This is a genomic window from Streptococcus sp. Z554 (assembly GCF_053010305.1).
Genome location: NZ_JBRKNV010000004.1, coordinates 82,662 through 105,775 on the forward strand (window position 1 = coordinate 82,662; position 23,114 = coordinate 105,775).

Here is a 23,114-nt window from a genome sequence, read left to right on the forward strand (position 1 = left end):
TGACTTTGCATCAAGTATGGTAAAATGGGAATAAGAAAATGACAGCTTAGAATGAGGAAAATCATGTTAGGATTGAAGTTTAATGGCACTTGGCGCAACTACCAAAAACAGGTATTGGACAATTTCCAAGAATACCAAGCAGATGGCCATGTCCACTTGGTGGCAGCACCAGGTTCAGGGAAAACAACCATAGGAATCGAGTTGATTGCTCGCTTTGATAAGCCTGCCCTCGTTTTGGTACCGACGGTGACCATCCGGGAACAATGGGTGGATAGGATTGGCCAGGCCTTTTTAGAGGGTGAGGACCAAGTCCAAAGTCTCGTGTCTCAAAATCTCAAGGACATGAAGCAAATCACCATCGCCACCTACCAAGCTTTTCACAGCGCTATGCAACAGGTACAATCACAAGAAGATAATGGCAAGGTTGAGGATTTTGTAGGCTTTGACCTACTTGCCAGACTCAAGGAAAGGGGTGTCGAAACTCTCTGTCTGGACGAATGCCATCACTTGAGAAATGAATGGTGGAAAAGTCTAGAAGACTTCCGTAAAAACTACCAGCAACTGCAAGTCATCTCTCTCACTGCGACACCGCCTTATGACAGTGAACCAGAACTCTGGGATCGCTATCTCCAGATGTGTGGCGAGATTGACCAAGAAATCACGGTGCCAGAACTAGTCAAGGAAGACACTCTGTGCCCTCATCAGGACTTTGTCTATATTTGTTTTCCGACTAAGGAAGAGGACAAGCGCCTAGAAGAGTTTGAAGAAACCAAGTGGCAGTATGTCAGCCAACTAGTCGTTGATTCTGACTTCCAAGAGTTGATTCGGAGCTCCAAGGTTCTTAATGGCCAAATCTCGGCAGATCTACTTCTTGAAGATCCCAAGTATCTCTCGGCTATCCTCATTTATCTACAGTCTCAAAAACAGGAAATTCCCAAGCATCTACAAGATTTACTGGGAGCTGAAGGCTTGCCTGCCCTCAATTATTATTGGCTAGAAGTTCTCTTGCAAGGCCTTCTCTATCAGACTCCTGACTGGTATGAAGATCCACAGGAGACCAAGAAAAAGATAGAAGCAGAACTGAAATTAAGAGGACTGATTGAAAAACGTCAGGTTTTCTTGGTCAAATCCAAAGCCAATGATCAAATCCTCAACCAATCTCTAGGAAAACTAGCTGGTATTGCATCTATCTTTGAGACTGAGTATGCTAGTCTAGGCAAGGACTTGAGACAGTTAGTCTTGGCGGACTATATCCGTAAGGATTTTACGACTTATCTGGGAGATGACCAAGCACCCATCACGCAATTAGGAGTCCTCCCTTACTTTGAAACCATTCGCAGAAGTGCACAAAAGCAAGGCCTTTCTGTCCCCATAGCAGTCCTTTCTGGTAGTGTCGTGATTATACCCGCGAGTGTCAAGGCAGAACTCGAAGAAGTCATCCCAAACACTAGCTTAAGCTTCTCTGCCATCGGGAAACTCGATCAAGAGTCCTATCTCCAAGTGAGCTTTCCATCCAGCTTTAAGGGGATGGTCGCAGCAGTGACCGAGCTCTTCCAACGAGGTTCTATCCAGGTCTTGGTCGGAACCAAGTCTCTCTTAGGTGAAGGGTGGGATGCGCCTTGTGTTAATTCTCTGATCTTAGGTAGTTTTGTGGGGAGCTTTATGCTCAGCAATCAGATGCGAGGGCGTGCCATTCGTGTCTGGTCAGGACATCCAGAAAAGACAAGCAATATCTGGCATCTGGTCGCAATCAAACCCTATACAAAAAATCTTTTCTTGCGGGAAAATGAAGAGGAAGAGGAAGTAGATAAGGATAATTCCTATCAAGATTTACTCAATCTAACTCGCCGTATGGACCATTTCCTGGGCTTGTCCTATAAGGAAGATACCATCGAGACAGGGCTGGATCGCTTGGACTTTCCTGAGTTCCCATTTAAGAAAAAGAAACTCGAAGACTATAACGAGAAGATTATGGAACTATCCAAGGATCGCGCCTCCCTACGTAAAAAATGGCAGGAATCTCTCATCGTTGCAGATAAGATTGAGATTGTCAATGAGGTAGCAACAGATCGTAAGCAAATCCCTCTCTTGACACTAGTTGATGGTGAAAAGTGGGTTCGCTATTCTTTCTTATTGATTGCAGTTAATCTCCTCCTCTATCTTTTTAAAACAAATGGTATTCATCTTGCTTGGTTAACGACTATTAGTCTTGTTTTGCTTACTATTGCTTTGGTCCGTTATTTCTTTTATAAGAGTCCTTATGTACGTCTACGTCAGATCGGTGAAGCCATTCGTAAGGTCATGGTGACTGCAGGGCATTTGTCTGATGACCAGTCGCGCGTGCAGGTGGAAGAAGATAAGGATAGCTATTGCGTTTTTGCCTATCTTAAGGGTGGCAGTATGCGAGACAAGGAACTCTTTTCTCAGACCTTGGGCGAATTCTTTGCCCCAGTCGACAATCAACGCTACCTATTAGTCGCTCAAAAAGCACCAGCAGGACAGTCCAAGTATTTCGTAGTGCCTAGCCTCTTTGAAAAACGCAAGGAAGATGCTCAGCTCTTTCTAGACGCAGTCGCCCCTCAGTTAGGTGATTACCAGCTAGTCTACACCCGCAACGAAGCAGGCAGAAAAGTCTTACTCGAAGCCCGACTCAAATCCCTAGCCAACAAAAATGACCGCCTCATTACCAAGAAGAAGGTTAAAAGTGCGTTGAAATAGAAGGAAGTGAGCGTTTTCTTTCCAGAATATGATATAATAATAGCAAGAATATGGTCCCTGAAGGAGAAATATAGATGCAGGTAAAACCAGAACTGGAAATAGAAAAACAACTGATAAACCAGCTGGTAACTGGTGAGAGCCAATGGACTTATAGAGAAGACCTAAAAACAGAAGAACAACTATGGGACAATTTCTTTGAGAAGCTAGCCCAAAATAACGTTGCTCTGCTATCAGATCATCCCTTGACAGAACAGGAAAAACGCCAGATTCAGAACCAACTAAACTTTGTTAGCTATTATGATGCTGCCAAGTGGTTGGTCGGAGAAAATGGCATTGCCAAAGTCGAGGTTCAAAGAGAAGATGCGAGTCTAGGCACCATCCGATTGTCAGTCATTTGGCGCGATAATATCGCAGCAGGAAAGTCTAGCTACGAAGTTGTCAATCAAGTCCAACGAGAAAAAGTAAATCCTCTGGACCAAGACCGTAGATTGGATGTTACCCTGCTGATCAATGGCTTACCTATGATTCAAATCGAGCTCAAGAGCACTCAAGCAGCATTTATCGATGCCTTTCATCAGATTAAAAAATATGATCGTGAAGGGAAGTTCCGTGGCATCTACTCTAGCTTGCAGATGTTTGTTGTGACGAACAAAGTAGATACCCGCTATATTGCTGCAGCTCGTGAAAATAAACTTAACAAGCAATTTCTAACCAAGTGGGTGGATAGGGACAATCATCCTGTGACAAACCTGACTAGCTTTGCTCACGAAGTCCTTTCTATCCCTCGTGCTCACCAGATGGTCATGCAGTATTCGGTCATTGATGATAGCAAGAAATCTCTCATCCTCTTGCGCCCCTATCAGATCCACGCCATCGAAGCAGTGCAAGAAGCCTCTCGCCAGCAGGCATCAGGCTATGTCTGGCATACGACAGGTTCAGGGAAGACTTTGACTTCTTATAAGGTAGCGAGGAATCTCCTTCAGATTCCATCTATCCAAAAGACGATTTTTGTCGTGGACCGTAGAGACTTGGACCAACAAACCACATCATCCTTCCTCTCCTATGCGACCAATGATGTTATCGACATCGATGAGACGGATAATACACATGATCTGGTTAAGCGCTTATGCAGTAATGATAAGCGTGTCGTGGTGACAACCATCCAGAAAATCACCACCATGATGCGCAAGTTTGACCAAGGTCTTTACCAACGAGATGCGGACAAAATCAAAGGACTCCGAGTGGCCTTTGTCGTGGATGAATGCCACCGTGCCGTGACCCCACAAACACAAAAAGACATTAAAGCCTTTTTCCCACAGTCCCTCTGGTATGGATTTACAGGCACACCCATCTTTAAGGAAAATAAACGCCAGCAGGTCGGCGACCTAGCTCAAACTACCCAGCAACAGTATGGAGACCGTCTCCATGAGTATACAGTCAAGGAAGCTATCCACGATGGAGCTGTCTTAGGCTTTAAGGTGGATTACCGTAATACCCTCATTACAGATCAGGCTGAAAATGGAATACCAGATACCGTCTATGAAAATGAGGAGCACATGCTGGAAGTCTTGGATGCCATTATCAATAAATCCCGCCAACAACTAGGCTTCCAAAAAGGTGTGGGCAATACCTACAATGCTATTCTAACCGTCAAGTCCATCCCGCAAGCCCAAGCCTACTATGACCTTCTCAAAAAAGTCAAGGCTGGTCAGACACGTGTCAAGGTATCAGAGAGAGTCAAGATGGTCCTCCCAGACTTTCCGAAATTTACCATTACCTACTCTGTCACAGAAAACGAGGAGGACTCAAGAGCCAACCAAGACCACATGAAACAGGTCTTAGAGGACTATAATAGAGAGTTTGATACTCACTTTACCATGGCAGATCTTCGAGGCTTTAATACCGATGTCAATAACCGCCTTGCCCGTAAGCAAGATAAATATCTCTACCGCAATGAACAGTTGGACTTAGTCATCGTGGTCAATCGTCTCTTGACGGGATTTGATGCTCCTTGTCTATCGACTCTCTTTATCGATCGTAAACCCATGCAACCGCAGGACTTGATTCAGGCCTTTAGTCGAACCAACCGTATCTTTGATTCTAGTAAGACCTATGGTCATATCATCACTTTCCAAAAGCCTATAGCCTTTAAGGAAGCAGTCGATAATGCCCTCAAACTCTACTCAAATGGTGGAGAAAATGATGTCCTAGCACCAAGCTGGGAAGAGGAAAAGAGAAACTTTTTGAGAAGTTGTAGCGACTTCCAAAATCTTGTGACAGATGATCCCGAAGAAGGACTCCAGATCGAGCAAATCTCTACACCTGAATTAAGAAAACTAGCCAAGGCTTATCAATCCTTTGATAAATACTTGGCTTCTATCCGAGTTTATAAAGAGTATGACGAGGAAGAAATCTATGCAGAGACTGGACTAACTGCAGAAGAATTGGAAAACTATCTAGGTTTCTATCAAAATATCCTTGCCGAACTTAAAAGTCGTTCAGAAGATGGTGATGAAGATGGGGAGCCACTGGATATCCACTACGAACTGGAGTCTATCCAAGTCGATGAGATCAACTATGCCTATATCCTGACCTTGATCCAAAGTCTGATCGAGCAAGAGCAAAGTCAGGAAAAGAGTCTCAGTGCACAGGATAGAGAAGCAGTGGATACCTATATCCAAAGTCTGGAGAAGACCAATCCAAACCTTGCGCAGATCATCTCAGAACTTTGGCAAGAAGTACAGGCAAATCCAGACCGCTATAGAGGTCAATCCATCGCCAATATCCTTGACCAAATGATTGAAGCAGTCATCCAGCAGCATATCCAAGACTTTAGTAAGACCTGGTATGTGGGCGAAGATGAACTCCGCTACTATGTCAATCACTACCGCAAGGGAGCAAAAAAACAACTAGGAGAAAGTCAACTGACCAAGAGTCAGCGCTACAAGGACTATAAAGTTGAGGTGTCAGATGCACTCAACCCACTCCTCTATAAAAAACAAATCAAAGAAGCCTATACCCAACTGATCGAAGAAGTGATTGAGCCGTTGAGGGTTGGGAGGTAGAGGAAAGTATTTTATTCTTATTCGAGGAACAAATATGGTTGAAAAATTTGATATAAAACAGTTGCGTTATTTTGCAATGACTAAGAGGCTTAATTTTCTAATTGGATCAGGGACTTCAGTTCCAGCCATACCTTTAATGTCTTTTTTCAAAAGTGAAGATATTTCAGATGAGGAAGCTAATAATTTACTATCTGATAAAGTTAAAGCAGTTTCAATGAAAGTTCTTGAAGATATTAGTAATGCTAATGATGAAGAAAATATTAAAGCAGTTTTAAAAAGATATTCTGAATTTATTAAAGTTATACTTCAACTACTTTATCATGCAAATTCTAGACAAGTGACAAAAAATATTAATATTTTTACTACTAACTACGATCTCTTCATTGAGAAGGCACTAGATGAATTGATGAAATATGAATCATTTGTTTTTAATGATGGAAGTAATGGATATTTTAATAGAATTTTAGATAGTGCTAACTATAATAAGTCTGTTGCATATAGGGGATTAAATGATAATTACCTTAATGAACTTCCTACATTATCTTTGATTAAACCACATGGTTCGATGAACTGGGAAAGAGGGCAAGAGGACAATATTTTAATAAGGCAAAGTGTAGTTGAAAATCCTGTAGTAGTTAAACCAACGGGCTTAGAGGGTCAAGAAACGTTTCTAAATAATCATTTTCATGACATGCTAAGAGTATTTCAACTTGAGTTAGATAAACCACAATCTATTCTTATTGTTATTGGATTCTCATTTCAAGATAAACATATTGCTAAAATGTTGAACAGATCTTTGAAAAATCCTGAATTAAATGTCTTTATATTTTGTTATTCTGAATCTGATAAACAAAAAATATTAACAAATTTGGGCCTCAGTGATTGTCCAAGAAATTTGAATATCATTGCACCTAATGAATTAGAGGAAAAGTATAAATCAAAGCAAAAAAAAGACGATGGAAGTGAATGTTTTAGTTTCGATATTAGTAATCTAACTGAGTTGCTTAGAGATGTATCTTTTGAGGAGCAGTCAGAATGAAGACGAGTATCAAAAAATTAGGTGTAATAGTAGGTGTTGATGGGGATATTTCTCAAGTTGGAATGTATCATTTATCTAATGATGCAGAATATCTATGGCATGGTGATGTGTTACAAGGAGCAAAAATTGGAGCATATCTAACAATTTTACAGAACAATGTAAAAATTATCGCTTCTGTTGTTACTGAAAAAGTTGCTGATCAAAAAAATACAATTAGAAGCACAGAATTTGATAATCGTTTTTCAAAGAATTCTATAAATCGAATCGTTCATTTAAAAACTAAAGGTGTTATTGAAAACGATGAATTCCAAGTAACAAGTCAATATGTACCAATGATTGGAAATGAAGTATGTATTACTTCAAAAAAAGACTTAGAATTAATATATGGGATTAATAAGTCTGAGCCAACTGTTTCCATTGGACAGTCAATCTTAGAAGGTCAAGTTGTTCCTTTATCGATTAATAAAATTTTTGCTTCTCATATTGGTGTTTTTGGGAATACTGGTAGTGGTAAGTCTAATACATTGCATAAATTATTTTTAGAATTATTTCGGTCAGACTATCGAGAAAAAATTTTAGAGCATTCAAAATTCTATGTTATTGATTTTAATGGTGAATATACGAAAGATGATAGCTTTGGTGTAACTAATACCTACAAGAAAGTATTTAATGTTGAAACTAGGAGTAATACATCAAAAAAAATCCCTATTACTGAGGACTACCTTTTTGACCCAGATATTCTATCAATTTTATTTGGTGCTTCATCAGCAACTCAAGTTCCATTTCTTAGGAAAGCAATGAAAGAGTGGAATGAAAAAGAACATACGGGAGAAGTTATTGCAAAATTTGTGGTTGGAACGTTGAAAAAAATTCTTACAACGGGGGATGCAGCATTATCTGATTCAAGAGATAATTGGATCAAAGTAGCAAAATCATACATAGCAAAAGATAACTGGATATTATTTGATCAAGTTTCCTCATTATCTTACCATGCAACATCAAAAGCTTATATTTTTCAGGGAGAAGAACGAATATATTTAAATGATAAGTCTGATTTAACTGAACAGATAGAAAAAAAGTTACAGATAGATGAAATTAGGCAAAAACTTGCAGAAAGTTTTGATTCTTTGAACTTGATAGATAGTTTAAAGTTCTTTTTAGATTTTCAAAAAGTTCACTATAGTACTTGGAAATCAACTAATATTGAGCATATTAATCCTTTGTTTCATAGGATTGATACAGCTCTGAATAGCTTGAAGAAAGTTGTTAAAGTTAAGAAAGATATAACTACCGATTTTTCTAGTCTAAATATTATTAATCTTGTACATGCTAATCAGGAGATTACTAGATTAATTCCTATGCTTATCTCTAAGATGATATATGATCAACAGAAAGCGAAAATAGCAGGAAACGATGTTACATGTACTAGTCATTTGATTATTGATGAAGCACATAATATTTTAAATGCTCAAAACCATTCTGTAGGAGATACTTGGCAGGACTACAGATTGAATATTTTTGAGGAAATCATTAAAGAAGGGCGAAAATTTGGTTTCTACTTAACTTTATCTAGTCAACGACCCGCAGATATTTCACCTACTATTCTTTCACAGGTTCATAATTATTTCATCCATAGATTGGTTAATGATAATGATTTACGTATGCTCGTAAATACCATGCCTACGTTGGATAAAACTTCCTTTAATAAAATTCCTAGTTTAGGTAAAGGTGAAGTTATAATTACTGGTAACGCAATTCAAGTTCCAGTATTTTTGAAAGTAGATAAAGAAGAAGTCATTAGACCGAATAGTGATGATGTTATTTTGACAGATTTATGGAGTTGAACTATGAATAAAAAAGAAATGTGTAGATTACTCGGAGTAGTAGATGAAAATGAATTGAAAAGGTTATTGGAAAGTGAATCGGTTGAGTATGCTGATGTAATTTCTGAGGAGAATTATTTTATAATTAATCGCAAAACATCTAAGCATGGAATTCCTTTGATTAATCGTAGTGAATTTGAACATAAAAAACATAAGTTGCTTGAATTGCCAACAGATTTAAATGAACGTCCTTATATTTGTGAAGCATTTCTGACTAGAAGAAGTCTGGATACTTTAGGAAGCAAGAAGAGAAAGAAATTAAAGGATCCAGTCAATTGGGAATGTGTTGCTTCAGATATATTTGCAAAAAAGTATTTTCATAGAGGACATATTATTGGTCATTCATTAGCCAATGAACTTGTTAAAAAAATTTACAATAAGAATAAGAGAATCTTATTTGTTCAAACAGCATGGAGTAACATGAATTCTCAAGGTCTTAATACTTTTAGTCAGTCTTATTTCGAAAATATACTTGAAAAAACCATAGAAAATGGGAAGAACATTTTTTACAAATCAAAATTAATCTATAAAAATAAAAATGACAAAATACCTATTGGTATTCAAATTCAAGCTATCTCTATTGATGAAGAACTGTCTATTAATGTTTTTATTCCAAATGTTTCTCCAGAAATATCAATTGATTATACAGAAGGTAAGGTAACGAGGTTAGAATGAAAAAACAAATAAATGATCCCAGTATTATTTTTTCAAGATTCAATGAAGATTCGTCATGGAAATCAAAAAAATTCAAAGAATTATTAAACCCAACGGAGGGAATTAGACGAGGTCCATTTGGTAGTGCTTTAAAAAAATATTTTGTTCAAGTGGCGAGTAAGCTGTTTATGAAGAGTAAAGTGGGACTTACATCCTCTTTATGCGTTTATGCGCTATTGCGGAAGACTATCTTGAAAAGAAACAGTGACTCAACTCTTCAATGACCTCAATAGCATCCGAGATAGCAAGTACCGTCTCATTTCTAGTAACAAGAAAGAAAAAGGTCAAACCAGAAGAATCAGCCCAGTATAAGGATATGGACAATCCCCTTAGAAAGGAATTGCTAAGGGGATTTTTGGTGGATTCGTGGTATAATTTTAGTATGTAGAATTATTCTTAGTAAAAATAGAGTTTTAATTTAGAGAGGTTGAAATGGGTTTATCTAATATTGAAATAAAAAAGGAGTTATCTAGGCGGTTCCAAGAAGCTAGAAAGAAATCTCGACCTCAGACATGTTTGCTATGCAATAAGCCACTTACTAAACTTTGCAATTCACATTCGGTTCCTCAATTTGTCTTAAAACATTTGGCTGAGAATGGAAAAATTATGCAGTCTAGTTCACTAATGTTTTTTGAAGATATAGATTTATTTGAAACTGAAAAAGGTGTGAACAATTCTGGAATCTTTAAATTTATATGTCATTCTTGTGATAATGAATTCTTTAATGATTATGAATCTGAAGAAGCATTGTTAGGGGAAATTTCAGATAAAATGTTAGCTGAAATTGCTTTGAAAAATGGATTGATGAATGTTTCAAAGCGAAGCCAAGAAGTAAAATTGTATAGTTCTCTTCCAGAAAGAATAATTGGTATTGACGATATGATAGATTTGTATAGTTTAGATTTAAGAGATTTTCTTCAAGAAGTGGAAGTTCATAAGCGAGAAATTTTAAATAATACAAAAGGTGCATATCAAATCGTGTTTAAAGAGATTCTCCCATTTGTGGTTCCTATTGCTACACAAGTAGCTATTACACTACAATTTGATATGTATGAGTATCCCGTAAATGATGTTTTTAATCCTGATCCAAAAGTCAGTATGCAAGATTTACATCTGGTCATTTTCCCTTTTAAAAAATCATCTCTGGTTTTATCTTTCTATCATAAAAAAGACAAAAATTATAGAACTCTAAGACATCAGTTTAATAGCGAAAATCCTAAAAAAATCAAAGAATTTTTAAATTATCTTGTATTTGCCTACACAGAAAATTTTTTTATTTCAAAAACAATTTATGAAAAAATTCAAAATAATAAAAAACTAATCCAGCTAAGTCGTGAATTGTATCAGAAACCTAATCTTGGTAATTTAAGTATGTATGAATTTTTTAATTTGAAATATGAACCAGTAAAGCCTGACGAAATTCCCAATTTCTTAACAAAAGACTGGGCACTAGGAGAAAATGATGAGTAAAAATATTGTTCCCCGAATTAGATTTAACAGATTTGATAGTGTTTGGGAAGGAAATAGAATTGCAGATATAGTTAAGATATCTGCGGGTGGTGATGTAGATAAAGAAAGATTGAAGGAAAGTGGGAAATATCCCGTTATTGCAAATGCTTTGACAAACAAAGGAATTGTTGGATTTTATGACGATTATAAAGTGAAAGCTCCTGCAGTGACTGTTACAGGTCGTGGAGATGTTGGATATGCAGTAGCTCGACATGAAAATTTTACTCCAGTTGTTAGACTTCTGACTCTTCAATCAGAAAATATTGATGTTGATTATCTTGAAAATCAGATTAATTCAATGAGAATTTTAAATGAGTCAACGGGTGTTCCTCAGCTAACAGCTCCTCAACTTGGGAACTACAAAGTGTATCATCCTGAAATTGATGAACAATCCGCCATCGGATTCCTCTTCCGCAACCTTGATGACCTTCTGGCTAGCTACAAGGACAATCTCGCCAACTACCAATCTCTTAAGGCGACCATGCTTTCCAAAATGTTTCCAAAAGCTGGACAGACAGTCCCTGAGATTCGTTTGGATGGATTTGAAGGTGAGTGGGAAGTTCAAATTTTAAAAGAATTAGCTCGTTTTTCTAAAGGGAATGGTTATACTAAAAATGACTTAATTAATTCTGGCAGAGAGATAATTCTATATGGTCAACTTTATACTAATTATCAAACTGTAATTTCTAAAGTTAATACTTTTGTTACTACAGTAAAAGCAAATGCAGTGATTAGTAAAGGTGGAGAAGTTATAGTTCCAGCATCTGGTGAAAGTGCAGAGGATATTTCGAGAGCATCAGTTGTTGAGAAATCAGGAATTATTTTGGGTGGTGATTTAAATATAATCTACCCAGATAAAAAAAAGGTGGACTCTATTTTCTTGGCTTTAACCATTTCAAATGGAAGTCAACAGAAAGAACTGATTAAAAGAGCACAAGGTAAATCAGTCGTACACTTAAGAAATAACGATTTAGAAAAGGTTATTTTACACTATCCCTCTATGGCTGAACAACAAGCCATCGGCACTTACTTCTCTAATCTCGATAACCTTATCAACTCTTACCAAGAAAAAATTACTCAGTTAGAAACTTTGAAAAAGAAACTCTTGCAGGATATGTTTATATAAAAGGAGTGCAGTAAAATGTCAAAAGTAAAATCAGAAACTCTAAAGAAAGAAGAAAAACCTGTAGTAGCTATCTGCTATGATTTTGATAAAACCCTGTCTCCTGATGATATGCAAGCGCAAGGATTTATACAGAAGCTCGGGTATGAAATCAGTGAATTTTGGAAGAAATCCAATGGTTTTGCCAAGGCTAATAATATGGACAAGAACCTTGCCTATATGTTTACGATGAAAACAGAATCTGCAGGAAAGGTTTTATTTACAAAGACAGAGTTAGCCAAGTTTGGTTCAGAGGTAGAACTATTTCCAGGAGTCAAAGACTGGTTTGAGCGTATTCGAAAGTATGGTGAAAAAAACGGAGTTATTGTTGAGCACTATATTATTTCATCTGGTTTGAAAGAAATGATAGAGGGGACTTCAATAGCTAAAAATGGTGCTTTTAAGAAAATTTATGCAACTTCTTTTTATTGTGATGAAAATGGTGTTGCAGTCTGGCCTGCTCAAGTTGTTAACTACACCAATAAGACTCAATTTCTTTTTAGAATTACCAAAGGTATTTTAGATGTCAATGACGATGCAGTGAACGATTTTTTTGCTGAAAGTGATTTACGAGTTCCTTTTAGAAATATGGTTTATTTAGGGGATAGTGATACTGATATACCCTGTATGAAGCTAGTCAAAACAAGAGGTGGCTACTCTATCGGTGTATTCAATCCAAAAACCAATGACAGAAAGAAAGTTCACAAAATGACTCAGGATAATCGTATTGATTATTTTGTTCCAGCTGACTACTCAGAAAATACAGAACTTGATAAACTAATCAAGACGATTATTAAAAAGACAGCTTATAATGAATTGTTAGAAAACAAGAAAAATGCTGATAAAATTGAAGCAAGCTCTAAAAAGCCAAGAAGAAAGCCAAAACTAAGGTGATTTTTTACTAAATAAAAGAATATCGAACAAAATTTATCGATGCTAGTATATATACATAAAGGAGTTGCCATGGTATCTGTAACACAACGTATCAAAGAAATTAGCCAACCTCGAGGTGGTTATCTGCCCATCAAGTTATTTTCAGTAGAGCAGTTCGAAGATCACAGAGTTCTGAATCCTGTAGAGTCTGTATCTCCTAGTTTAGTGGGGATTTGTGTGGATTACTTGACCCGTTTTATGAAAGGGGCAGAAGCCAGTGATGCTTTCAGAATTTCTCTCTTGGGAGCTCAGATGGTGGGCATGGGAGACCTAGCAGAAGCACTGCTCGATTTGGTGACAGGATTGGATGACTTATCGATAGAAAGTGCTTGTCGTCTAGCGTCCTTTGATGTCGTTTTTCGTGCAGGAAAACAGTATTATAAGCCTTTTGAGGAAATTACGGTGGATGCAGAAACGATAGAGAATATTCGTATCATGGTAGAACGAAGCCTTTGCTTCTTCGATCTCTATGGTCCTTTGGTAAAAGATGGCTTTCATTTTCTTGGAGGTTATACAGATACGATTGATAAGGGTGATGGAGATTTTCTTACCAAGGATACATTATGGGATTTTAAGGTGACTAAAACAGCTCCTAATAAAGACCATACACTACAAGTCCTTGTATACTATATCATGGGTTTACATTCCTATGATCCTGACTTCCTATCTATCGAAAATCTTGGATTTTATAACCCTCGAAAAAATATCGTTTATCAACTCCCAGTCTCTGATATTCCTTTGGACTTGATTCAAACGATTGAGAATGAAGTGATTTGTTATAAATGATTGCTTGTTTAAAAAAATTAATTGCAGAACTTAGAAAGAAACACTATGGAAACAACACAAACGTCCCAGTCGCTCTACCAAGCACTGTGGAACTCAGCGGATGTTCTCCGCTCTAAGATGGATGCCAACGACTACAAGTCCTATCTTTTGGGCATGGTCTTTTATAAGTATCTGTCGGATAAGATGCTCTTTTTCGTGGCGGAGACCATGGAGGAGGGGACAGATAGTCTTGAGGATGCCCTTGAGGTCTATCGCAACTACTACGAGGATGCGGATACTCATGAGGATTTGGTCTCTGTCATGAATGACGAGCTCAACTATATCATCAAGCCAGACTTGACCTTTACGGCTCTGGTAGCACGTGTCAATGAAGGGACTTTCCAGCTGGAAGATCTGGCGCAAGGTTTTCGTGATATCGAGCAGAGTGACGACCTCTATGAAAATCTCTTTGAAGATATCGACCTCTACTCTAAAAAGCTAGGGGCAACTCCACAAAAGCAAAACCAAACGGTAGCAGCAGTCATGAAGGAGTTGGCTGTGCTAGATGTAGCTGGTCATGCGGGTGATATGCTGGGGGATGCCTATGAGTATCTGATTGGTCAGTTTGCGACTGACTCGGGTAAGAAAGCTGGTGAGTTCTACACTCCTCAGCCTGTTGCCAAACTTATGACTCAGATTGCTTTTTTGGGCCGTGAGGATCAGGAAGGCTTTACTATCTATGATGCGACTATGGGGTCTGGCTCTCTCTTGCTCAATGCCAAGAAATACTCTCATAAACCGCAGACAGTGGTCTACTTCGGTCAGGAACTCAATACCTCGACCTATAACCTAGCTCGGATGAACATGATCCTACACGGTGTTCCAGTTGAGAATCAATTTCTCCACAATGCCGATACCTTGGATGAAGACTGGCCGACACAGGAGCCGACCAACTTTGACGGGGTTCTCATGAACCCTCCATACTCTGCCAAGTGGTCAGCAAGTTCAGGCTTTATGGCTGACCCTCGTTTCTCTCCGTTTGGGAAACTGGCGCCCCAGTCCAAGGCTGACTTTGCCTTTCTCCTACATGGATATTACCACCTCAAGCAGGATAATGGGGTCATGGCTATCGTTCTTCCCCACGGTGTTCTTTTCCGTGGCAATGCGGAGGGAACCATCCGTAAGGCCTTGTTAGAAGAAGGGGCTATTGATACAGTTATCGGTCTTCCTGCCAATATCTTCTTTAATACCAGCATTCCGACAACGGTTATCATTCTCAAAAAGAATCGAACTAATCGAGATGTTTACTTTATCGATGCTTCTAAGGAGTTTGATAAGGGGAAAAACCAGAATATCATGACGGATGCTCATATCGAGAAGATTTTGGAAGCCTACAAGTCTCGTGAGGAAATTGACAAGTTTGCCCATCTAGCGAGCTATGAAGAAATCGTCGAAAATGACTACAACCTCAATATTCCTCGTTACGTAGATACCTTTGAGGAAGAAGAAGTTGAACCATTGACGGAAATCGTCAGCAAGATTAACGAGACAAATCAAGCAATCCAAAGCCAAACAGCTTCCCTACTTGAAATGCTCGGCCAACTCCACGGAACTACAGCAGAAGCTGATGCAGAACTCAAAGAGTTTTTGAAAAACTTTAAAGGGTGATGAGGCTAATTGAATCGCTCATTTTATAGATATAACTTTGTTTCCGTATTTCCTGGGAACTAGTAGAAGGTTAGGAGAAATATGGAAAACAACAACCAACGTGCCCTTTGTCAGCAACTCTGGGCGGAAAATAAATACCTTGTTTTGAGCCATTCCAGCAATATTTACAAGGACATTCGCCAGTATCTCAAGCAAGAAGTGGTGGAGCTGAGTCAGGTTCAAGAGATGATTGACCGTGCCTGCCAGATCCCAGAACACAGGGGTCAGGTTTGCAACGCCTTTCAGCATATTTGGGGTTATTTTAAAAAGCAAGCCAGCCTTGATGAGCGCAAAGACTATATGCTCCTGCTGGATCGTTACCGCTTTGGTCAAGCTTCCAAGGAGGACTTGATTGCTAAGACGAGAGACTTGCTTGAACGTTACCCAAATGCTTATCTGCAACATTCTACCTTGCTGAAAGGAGACTCCCATGAGACTTTGGCATGAGGCTTTGATTTCACAACTTCCCCGTCCTCAGCTCTTGGGACAGCATCGAGAGTGTTGTGCTCTGCGTGGTAATGGCTGGGGCAGAAAGCATGCGACGGTGGACTATGTCTTTACCCACTCGCCCTATCGTCTCTATGCCTATCATCGCTTGATCATGGAGGAAATGGCTGACCGTGACTACAATGTCAGTCCAGAGTGGCTGGACAAGAACTACCGTGGCAAGACCTGCCCTCCGTATCAAGACTTAGCAGAGGAAAAGCTGAAAAGTCCTATCTATAGCGAGCATGACGATTCCTACTATGAGGAGTGTCTGGCAAATCTCCGTGAAAAGGGGATAGAGCTGGAGTAAGAATCGGGACTTTCTTAAATTTATAACTCTTTTCGTATTTTTTCGAATCATAAAAATGAGACCTTTAGAATTTTCTAAGGTCTTCTTTTTATAAGTATTTGAATTTACTTTTAATAACTTTTGAGTTATAATTTTAAAAAAGCCAAGCGTGAACTGAAGGACTTAAAAGAAAGAGGGTTAAGTGATGAAAAATAGTGCCATTGGGAGTAATTGGAAGGATGTCCGGTCAGAACTCTTCACCAAGGAGAAAATCCTTGAAAGTGATATGCGGGTGGCAATCATGAGTGAATTGATAGAGGCTAGACGAGAGCAAGGAATTAGTCAGAAAAAGCTAGAAGAACTCAGTGGAGTGAGCCAGCCTGTCATAGCTAGGATGGAAACAGGTAAGACTAGCCCTCAGTTGGATACGGTCTTAAAAGTTTTGGCCAGTTTAGGAAAGACATTGGCAGTCGTTCCACTTGAACAGGGAAAAAGTTGAGTGAATTTGCAATAAGTGATAGTTTGTTTATAAAGTAATATTGACATTTTTTGATATATTGATTATAATTATACTAATTCAAAATAGGGGTGACAGTTATGAGGCGTGTTCGAGGTGTAGATGTTGAAGTCAAAAAAGATGATACAGGTGGTTTTATTAGTGTTGATTGGCATTGTCCATATTGTGGAGGGTATAATGCAGGTCTCTATTTTACGACAAAAGCTGATGTGTTAGAATATAGCTTTGAGGTTGATCATGAATGTTGTGATTGTGGAAAAACTGTCACAATTGAATGTGAAGATGCAGAAATCGATTATTTCGATTAATAATTCGCAGTAAAGTTTTTTTCTCGGTTAATTCCGAGTTTTTTTGTCTCAAAAAATGATATAGTTTCAAACTATATCAAAGCCTAATTTTTTACAATTATACAGACAGTTTCTTTTCTGTTAAGATAGTTTCAACAACAATTTTTGGAGGACAAAACATGTCAACTACAATTATCGGTTTCCCTCGTTTGGGTGAATTCCGCGAATTAAAATTTACAACTGAAAAATACTTTAGAAAAGAAATCTCAGAAGAAGAACTTTTGGCTGCGGCTAAAGAATTGCGTGCGAAACACTGGAACATCGTCAAAGAAAAAGGCATCACTGAAATCCCATCAAATGACTTTTCACACTATGACAACTTCCTTGATGCTGCTTTCCTTTTCAACGTAGTTCCTGCATCTGTTCAAAACTTGGAATTGTCTGATCTTGAACGTTACTTTGCTTTGGGACGTGGTTACCAAGGAGAAAAAGGGGATGTTCGTGCCCTTCCAATGAAAAAATGGTTCAACACCAACTACCACTACATCGTTCCTAAATTTGAAAAAGACACTCAAGTAAAATTGGCGGGTCACAAGATCTTTGATGAGTTCCAAGAAGCAAAAGAACTTGGTCTTAACACTCGTCCTGTCCTTGTAGGTCCATTCACTTTCCTTCAATTATCAGACTATGAAGAAGGCGTGAAAGCAGAAGACTTCGTAGATAGCTTAGTAGCTGCTTACCAAGATGTTTTTGCAAAATTGGCTGAACTTGGTGCGACTCGTATCCAATTGGACGAAGCTGCTCTTGTGAAAGACTTGACAGCTGAAGAAAAAGCACTCTTCTTGAGCCTCTACAACAAGCTTTTGGCTGACAAGAAAGGTCTTGAAGTTTTGCTTCAAACTTACTTCGGTGACGTTCGTGACGTCTATGCTGACCTTGTCAAATTGCCAGTAGATGCGATCGGTCTTGACTTCGTTGAAGGTAAGAAAACACTTGAACTCGTTAAAGGTGGCTTCCCAGCTGACAAGACTCTCTATGCAGGTATTGTCAATGGTAAGAACATCTGGCGCAACAACTACGAAAAGAGCTTGGCTGTTCTTGAGCAAATTCCAGCTGAAAACATTGTTTTGACAAGCTCATGTTCACTTCTTCATGTGCCATTTACAACTGCTAACGAAGAATTTGAACCAGCTATTTTGAACCACTTTGCATTTGCAGTTGAAAAATTGGATGAAATCCGTGACTTGGATGCTATCCGCAACGGTCAAGGTGCAGAAGCTCTTGCAGCTAATAAAGAACTCTTTGCGACTGAACGTGTTGGTGAAAATGCGGAACTTCGTGCGCGTATCGCAGGATTGACAGATGCAGACTACACTCGTTTGCCAGCCTTTGCTGAACGTGAAGCTATCCAAGAAGATGCCTTCAAACTTCCAGCACTTCCAACAACAACTATCGGATCATTCCCTCAAACCAAGGAAGTTCGTGCTAAACGTTTGGCCTTCCGTAAGGGTGAATTGACTCAAGAAGAATACGATGCCTTCCTTGCTGAAACCATTGATGAATGGATCAAATGGCAGGAAGAAGTTGGATTTGACGTGCTTGTACACGGTGAATTCGAGCGTAATGACATGGTTGAGTACTTCGGTCAAAACTTGTCAGGTTACCTCTTCTCTAAAAACGGTTGGGTACAATCATACGGTATGCGTGGGGTGAAACCACCAATCATCTGGGGTGATGTCACTCGTCTCAACCCAATCACTGTCAAATGGTCAAGCTATGCACAAAGCCGTACGGACAAACCTGTCAAAGGGATGTTGACTGGACCTGTTACTATCCTTAACTGGTCATTCCCACGTGAAGACATCTCTATCAAGGATTCTACTCTTCAAATCGCTCTTGCTATCAAGGATGAAGTTCTTGACCTTGAAGCTGCAGGTGTGAAAATCATCCAAATCGACGAGGCTGCTCTTCGTGAGAAATTGCCACTCCGTCGTAGCGACTGGTACGAAGACTACCTTGACTGGGCTATTCCAGCCTTCCGCTTGGTACACTCAACTGTAGCACCAGATACACAAATCCACACTCACATGTGTTACTCAGAATTTACAGATATCATCCCAGCTATCGACAACATGGATGCGGACGTTATCTCATTTGAAGCTAGCCGTTCAAATCTTGAAATCTTGGACGAACTCAAAGCTCAAAACTTCCAGACAGAAGTGGGTCCTGGAGTTTACGATATCCACTCTCCTCGTGTGCCTAACGAAGGCGAAATCGACCACACCATCGAAGCCATCCTTGCGAAAGTCCCAAGCAAGAAAGTATGGATCAACCCTGACTGTGGTTTGAAAACACGTGGTATCCCAGAAACGAAAGAAAGCTTGATCCGCCTAGTAGACGCTGCGAAAGCTGCGCGTGAGAAATTGTAAGAAAAGACAGTTCTCTCTACATGGTTGATCAGTAAGAAATCAACTAGAAAAGGTTCATACATATGTCACGTCAAACACCGTCCCTCTCATTTGAAGTTTTCCCTCCAAACCCAGAAGTAGGCAATGACAAAATTATTGCAGCCCTGAAAGACATGCAGGGCTTGGCACCACACTTCATCAGTGTGACTGCTAGTAATAATAAATTTAATATCAAAGAGACGACGGTTCGTTTGGCAGACTATATCCAAAATGACTTGGAGATTCCAACCATTGCTCACTTGCCAGCTATCTACTTGACTAAGGATAAGGTGGCTGAGACTATTGCGGATTTGGATAAGGTTGGGGTTCAGAAGATCTTGGCTTTGCGTGGAGATATCATTCCTGATGTTGAGCCACAAAAGGATTTTCGTTACGCCACAGACTTGATTGAGTTTATCAATGAACAAGCCCCACACTTTGATATTGTTGGAGCTTGTTACCCAGAAGGGCACCCGGATTCGCCAAACCAAATCTCAGATATTCAAAATCTCAAGAGAAAAGTGGATGCAGGCTGTTCAAGTCTTGTCACTCAGCTATTCTTTGACAATGAGCGTTTCTACGATTTCCAAGACAAGTGTACCTTGGCTGGGATTGATGTTCCCATTCATGCAGGTATCATGCCAATCCTTAACCGTAACCAAGCGCTTCGTCTCTTGAAGACTTGTGAGAATATCCATCTCCCACGTAAATTTAAAGCTATCTTGGACAAGTATGAGAATGACCCTGAGTCACTCAGAGCAGCAGGACTTGCCTATGCCGTAGACCAAATCGTGGACTTGGTAACGCAGGATGTAGCAGGCGTGCATCTCTACACCATGAACAATGCAGATACGGCTCAGTACATCCACCAAGCAACCCATGCCTTGTTCAATCACCAACCTTAAATAATCAAAAGCAAACCATTCTTCTTTTCATAGCAGAATGGTTCCTTTTTTATAGAAAAGACAGTACTTTTTAAGAAAAATATGATAAAATAGACTCTGTACGTACTTGATACAAAGATGAGGATATAAACGTCTAAAATCTGTTCAAACTTAACTGGAACCAACCAAATTATCTTGAGTAATTGAACACGCCTACAACTCTGTGGAAAAAGATAAATCCTCCTAGGAGCGGTCGCTCCGTCGTTGGATTTCCTATTTTCCTTTGAGTTGTTTAACGGCTTAGTATCTTGATAGTTGAACACGGGCTAAATCCCTAGTGAAAAAGATAGATTTCCTGGTGTGCGTGGCACACTGCGTCAATCTCCTATTTTCATACGGGATTCTTCACGCCCTTTGTATCCTGATTTTTGTAGGCAAGGCGTATAATTTTATCAATCCAAAGGGGATTAAAATGACAAAACAAGTGTTTCAAACGACTTTTGCGGGTCGTGAGTTGATCGTAGAGACTGGTCAGGTTGCTAAGCAAGCAAATGGCTCTGTTGTCGTGCGTTACGGTGAGTCAACTGTTTTGACAGCAGCTGTCATGTCTAAGAAAATGGCAACTGGGGATTTCTTCCCACTCCAAGTCAACTACGAAGAAAAAATGTACGCAGCTGGGAAGTTTCCTGGTGGCTTTATGAAACGTGAAGGACGTCCTTCAACAGATGCGACTTTGACAGCGCGTTTGATTGACCGTCCGATCCGTCCCATGTTTGCGGAAGGTTTCCGTAACGAAGTGCAAGTCATCAATACGGTCCTTTCATACGATGAAAATGCATCTGCACCAATGGCAGCCATGTTTGGTTCATCATTGGCCTTGTCTATCTCAGACATTCCATTTGACGGACCAATCGCTGGGGTACAAGTGGGTTATGTCGATGGGGAAATCATCATCAACCCAACCCAAGAACAAGCAGAGCAATCGCTTCTTGAATTGACAGTAGCCGGTACCAAGCATGCCATCAACATGGTAGAGTCTGGTGCTAAAGAATTGTCAGAAGAAATCATGTTGGAAGCTCTTTTGAAAGGGCATGAAGCAGTCAAAGAATTGATTGCCTTCCAAGAAGAAATCGTTGCGGCTGTCGGCAAAGAAAAAGCAGAAGTTGAATTGCTTCATGTAGATGAGGAATTGCAAGCTGAAATCATCGCAACTTACAACAGTGACCTTCAAAAAGCGGTCCAAGTAGAAGAAAAATTGGCTCGTGAAGCTGCGACCCAAGCAGTGAAAGACCAAGTCACAGCCGTTTACGAAGAAAAATATGCAGACCACGAAGAATTTGACCGGATCATGCGGGATGTGGCTGAAATCTTGGAACAAATGGAACACGCAGAAGTGCGCCGTTTGATCACAGAAGACAAGGTTCGTCCTGATGGACGTAAGGTCGATGAAATCCGTCCTTTGGATGCGGTTGTTGACTTCGTACCTCGCGTGCACGGTTCAGGTCTCTTTACTCGTGGACAAACTCAGGCTCTTTCTATCTTGACTTTGGCGCCAATGGGTGAAACGCAAATCATCGATGGTTTGGATCCAGAGTACAAGAAACGCTTTATGCACCACTATAACTTCCCACAATACTCTGTAGGGGAAACGGGTCGTTATGGTGCACCTGGTCGTCGTGAAATTGGTCACGGTGCGCTCGGTGAGCGTGCTCTTGAGCAAGTCTTGCCAAGTTTGGAAGAATTCCCATATGCGATCCGTCTAGTAGCAGAAGTCTTGGAATCAAACGGTTCTTCTTCTCAAGCTTCTATCTGTGCGGGAACGCTTGCCCTTATGGCTGGTGGTGTGCCAATCAAGGCGCCAGTAGCTGGTATTGCTATGGGTCTCATCTCAGATGGAAACAACTATACCGTATTGACAGATATCCAAGGTTTGGAAGACCACTTTGGAGATATGGACTTTAAGGTTGCAGGTACTCGTGACGGGATTACAGCCCTTCAAATGGATATCAAGATCCAAGGGATTACTGCAGAAATCTTGACGGAGGCTCTTGCCCAAGCCAAGAAAGCTCGTTTTGAAATCCTTGATGTGATCGAAGCAACTATTACAGAAGTTCGTCCAGAATTGGCTCCAACTGCTCCGAAAATTGATACCATCAAGATTGATGTGGACAAGATTAAGATTGTCATCGGTAAGGGTGGAGAAACCATCGACAAGATCATCGCTGAAACAGGCGTTAAGATTGATATCGACGAAGAAGGAAATGTGTCTATCTACTCTAGCGACCAAGCCGCTATTAACCGTGCTAAAGAAATCATTGCTGGTTTGGTTCGTGAAGCCAAAGTGGACGAAGTCTACCATGCCAAAGTTGTTCGTATCGAAAAATTCGGTGCCTTTGTCAACCTATTTGACAAGACGGATGCCCTTGTTCACATCTCTGAAATGGCTTGGACTCGTACCAATAATGTAGAAGATTTAGTTCAAATTGGTGATTTTGTTGATGTGAAGGTTATTAAGATTGATGAAAAAGGTCGTGTAGATGCTTCTATGAAGGCACTCTTGCCACGTCCGCCAAAACCTGAACGTTCAGAAGAAAAAGGGGATAAAGGTCATCGTCATGGCGATCGTCCTCGTCACCACCACAAGGACCACAAACCTAAGAAAGAAACTACAGAAACACCAAAAGACTCAGAATAAGAAAGGAGAAATGT

Annotated in this window: 17 protein-coding genes and 1 pseudogene; all 18 read left to right on the forward strand. The window is 39.7% G+C overall.

Annotated elements, in window-relative coordinates; genetic code table 11:
• The first annotated feature begins 63 nt into the window (after positions 1 to 63).
• Positions 64 to 2,718, forward strand: coding sequence for a DEAD/DEAH box helicase family protein (locus tag ACVC7R_RS05070; protein ID WP_447263813.1), 2,655 nt, complete (start codon positions 64 to 66; stop codon positions 2,716 to 2,718).
• Positions 2,719 to 2,792: 74 nt separating this feature from the next.
• Entirely contained in the window at positions 2,793 to 5,783 is a 2,991-nt protein-coding gene (locus ACVC7R_RS05075; RefSeq protein ID WP_447263814.1) for a type I restriction endonuclease subunit R, read from the forward strand.
• A gap of 34 nt (positions 5,784 to 5,817) precedes the next feature.
• Entirely contained in the window at positions 5,818 to 6,822 is a 1,005-nt protein-coding gene (locus ACVC7R_RS05080; RefSeq protein WP_447263815.1) for an SIR2 family protein, read from the forward strand.
• A complete protein-coding gene (locus tag ACVC7R_RS05085; RefSeq protein ID WP_447263816.1) occupies positions 6,819 to 8,666 on the forward strand; it encodes an ATP-binding protein in 1,848 nt (615 codons plus the stop codon). Before ACVC7R_RS05080 ends, ACVC7R_RS05085 begins: the two co-directional genes overlap by 4 nt.
• Positions 8,667 to 8,669: 3 nt before the next feature.
• Positions 8,670 to 9,380: a hypothetical protein gene (locus ACVC7R_RS05090; RefSeq protein WP_447263817.1), complete on the forward strand. Its 711-nt coding sequence runs from the start codon at positions 8,670 to 8,672 to the stop codon at positions 9,378 to 9,380.
• On the forward strand, positions 9,377 to 9,643 hold the full coding sequence (locus tag ACVC7R_RS05095) for a hypothetical protein (RefSeq protein ID WP_447263818.1): 267 nt from the start codon (positions 9,377 to 9,379) through the stop codon (positions 9,641 to 9,643). The genes ACVC7R_RS05090 and ACVC7R_RS05095 overlap by 4 nt, the downstream gene beginning before the upstream one ends.
• A 208-nt stretch (positions 9,644 to 9,851) precedes the next feature.
• Entirely contained in the window at positions 9,852 to 10,889 is a 1,038-nt protein-coding gene (locus ACVC7R_RS05100; RefSeq protein ID WP_447263819.1) for a hypothetical protein, read from the forward strand.
• Positions 10,882 to 12,054 carry a restriction endonuclease subunit S gene (locus tag ACVC7R_RS05105; RefSeq protein ID WP_447263820.1) on the forward strand — a complete coding sequence of 391 codons (1,173 nt, stop codon included), beginning with the start codon at positions 10,882 to 10,884 and terminating at the stop codon, positions 12,052 to 12,054. The genes ACVC7R_RS05100 and ACVC7R_RS05105 overlap by 8 nt, the downstream gene beginning before the upstream one ends.
• Before the next feature lie 15 nt (positions 12,055 to 12,069).
• Positions 12,070 to 12,969, forward strand: a pseudogene (locus tag ACVC7R_RS05110) (HAD family hydrolase); the annotation flags it as partial.
• 84 nt (positions 12,970 to 13,053) lie between these two features.
• Positions 13,054 to 13,809, forward strand: coding sequence for a hypothetical protein (locus tag ACVC7R_RS05115; RefSeq protein ID WP_447263821.1), 756 nt, complete (start codon positions 13,054 to 13,056; stop codon positions 13,807 to 13,809).
• Positions 13,810 to 13,854: 45 nt separating this feature from the next.
• Positions 13,855 to 15,456: a type I restriction-modification system subunit M gene (locus ACVC7R_RS05120; protein WP_447263822.1), complete on the forward strand. Its 1,602-nt coding sequence runs from the start codon at positions 13,855 to 13,857 to the stop codon at positions 15,454 to 15,456.
• Between the two features lie 81 nt (positions 15,457 to 15,537).
• Positions 15,538 to 15,942, forward strand: a complete 405-nt coding sequence (locus ACVC7R_RS05125) for a YbgA family protein (protein ID WP_447263823.1) — start codon at positions 15,538 to 15,540, stop codon at positions 15,940 to 15,942.
• Entirely contained in the window at positions 15,926 to 16,291 is a 366-nt protein-coding gene (locus ACVC7R_RS05130; protein ID WP_447263824.1) for a TIGR02328 family protein, read from the forward strand. The genes ACVC7R_RS05125 and ACVC7R_RS05130 overlap by 17 nt, the downstream gene beginning before the upstream one ends.
• Positions 16,292 to 16,475: 184 nt before the next feature.
• Positions 16,476 to 16,769, forward strand: a complete 294-nt coding sequence (locus ACVC7R_RS05135) for a helix-turn-helix domain-containing protein (RefSeq protein ID WP_447263825.1) — start codon at positions 16,476 to 16,478, stop codon at positions 16,767 to 16,769.
• Positions 16,770 to 16,867: 98 nt separating this feature from the next.
• A complete protein-coding gene (locus tag ACVC7R_RS05140) occupies positions 16,868 to 17,095 on the forward strand; it encodes a hypothetical protein (RefSeq protein WP_447263826.1) in 228 nt (75 codons plus the stop codon).
• Positions 17,096 to 17,253: 158 nt separating this feature from the next.
• Positions 17,254 to 19,503 carry a 5-methyltetrahydropteroyltriglutamate--homocysteine S-methyltransferase gene (gene metE / locus ACVC7R_RS05145; RefSeq protein ID WP_447263827.1) on the forward strand — a complete coding sequence of 750 codons (2,250 nt, stop codon included), beginning with the start codon at positions 17,254 to 17,256 and terminating at the stop codon, positions 19,501 to 19,503.
• Positions 19,504 to 19,565: 62 nt separating this feature from the next.
• Complete coding sequence (gene metF / locus ACVC7R_RS05150) at positions 19,566 to 20,426, forward strand: methylenetetrahydrofolate reductase [NAD(P)H] (protein WP_447263828.1); 861 nt, start codon at positions 19,566 to 19,568, stop codon at positions 20,424 to 20,426.
• A gap of 451 nt (positions 20,427 to 20,877) precedes the next feature.
• Positions 20,878 to 23,100: a polyribonucleotide nucleotidyltransferase gene (gene pnp, locus ACVC7R_RS05155; RefSeq protein ID WP_447263829.1), complete on the forward strand. Its 2,223-nt coding sequence runs from the start codon at positions 20,878 to 20,880 to the stop codon at positions 23,098 to 23,100.
• Positions 23,101 to 23,114 lie beyond the last annotated feature (14 nt).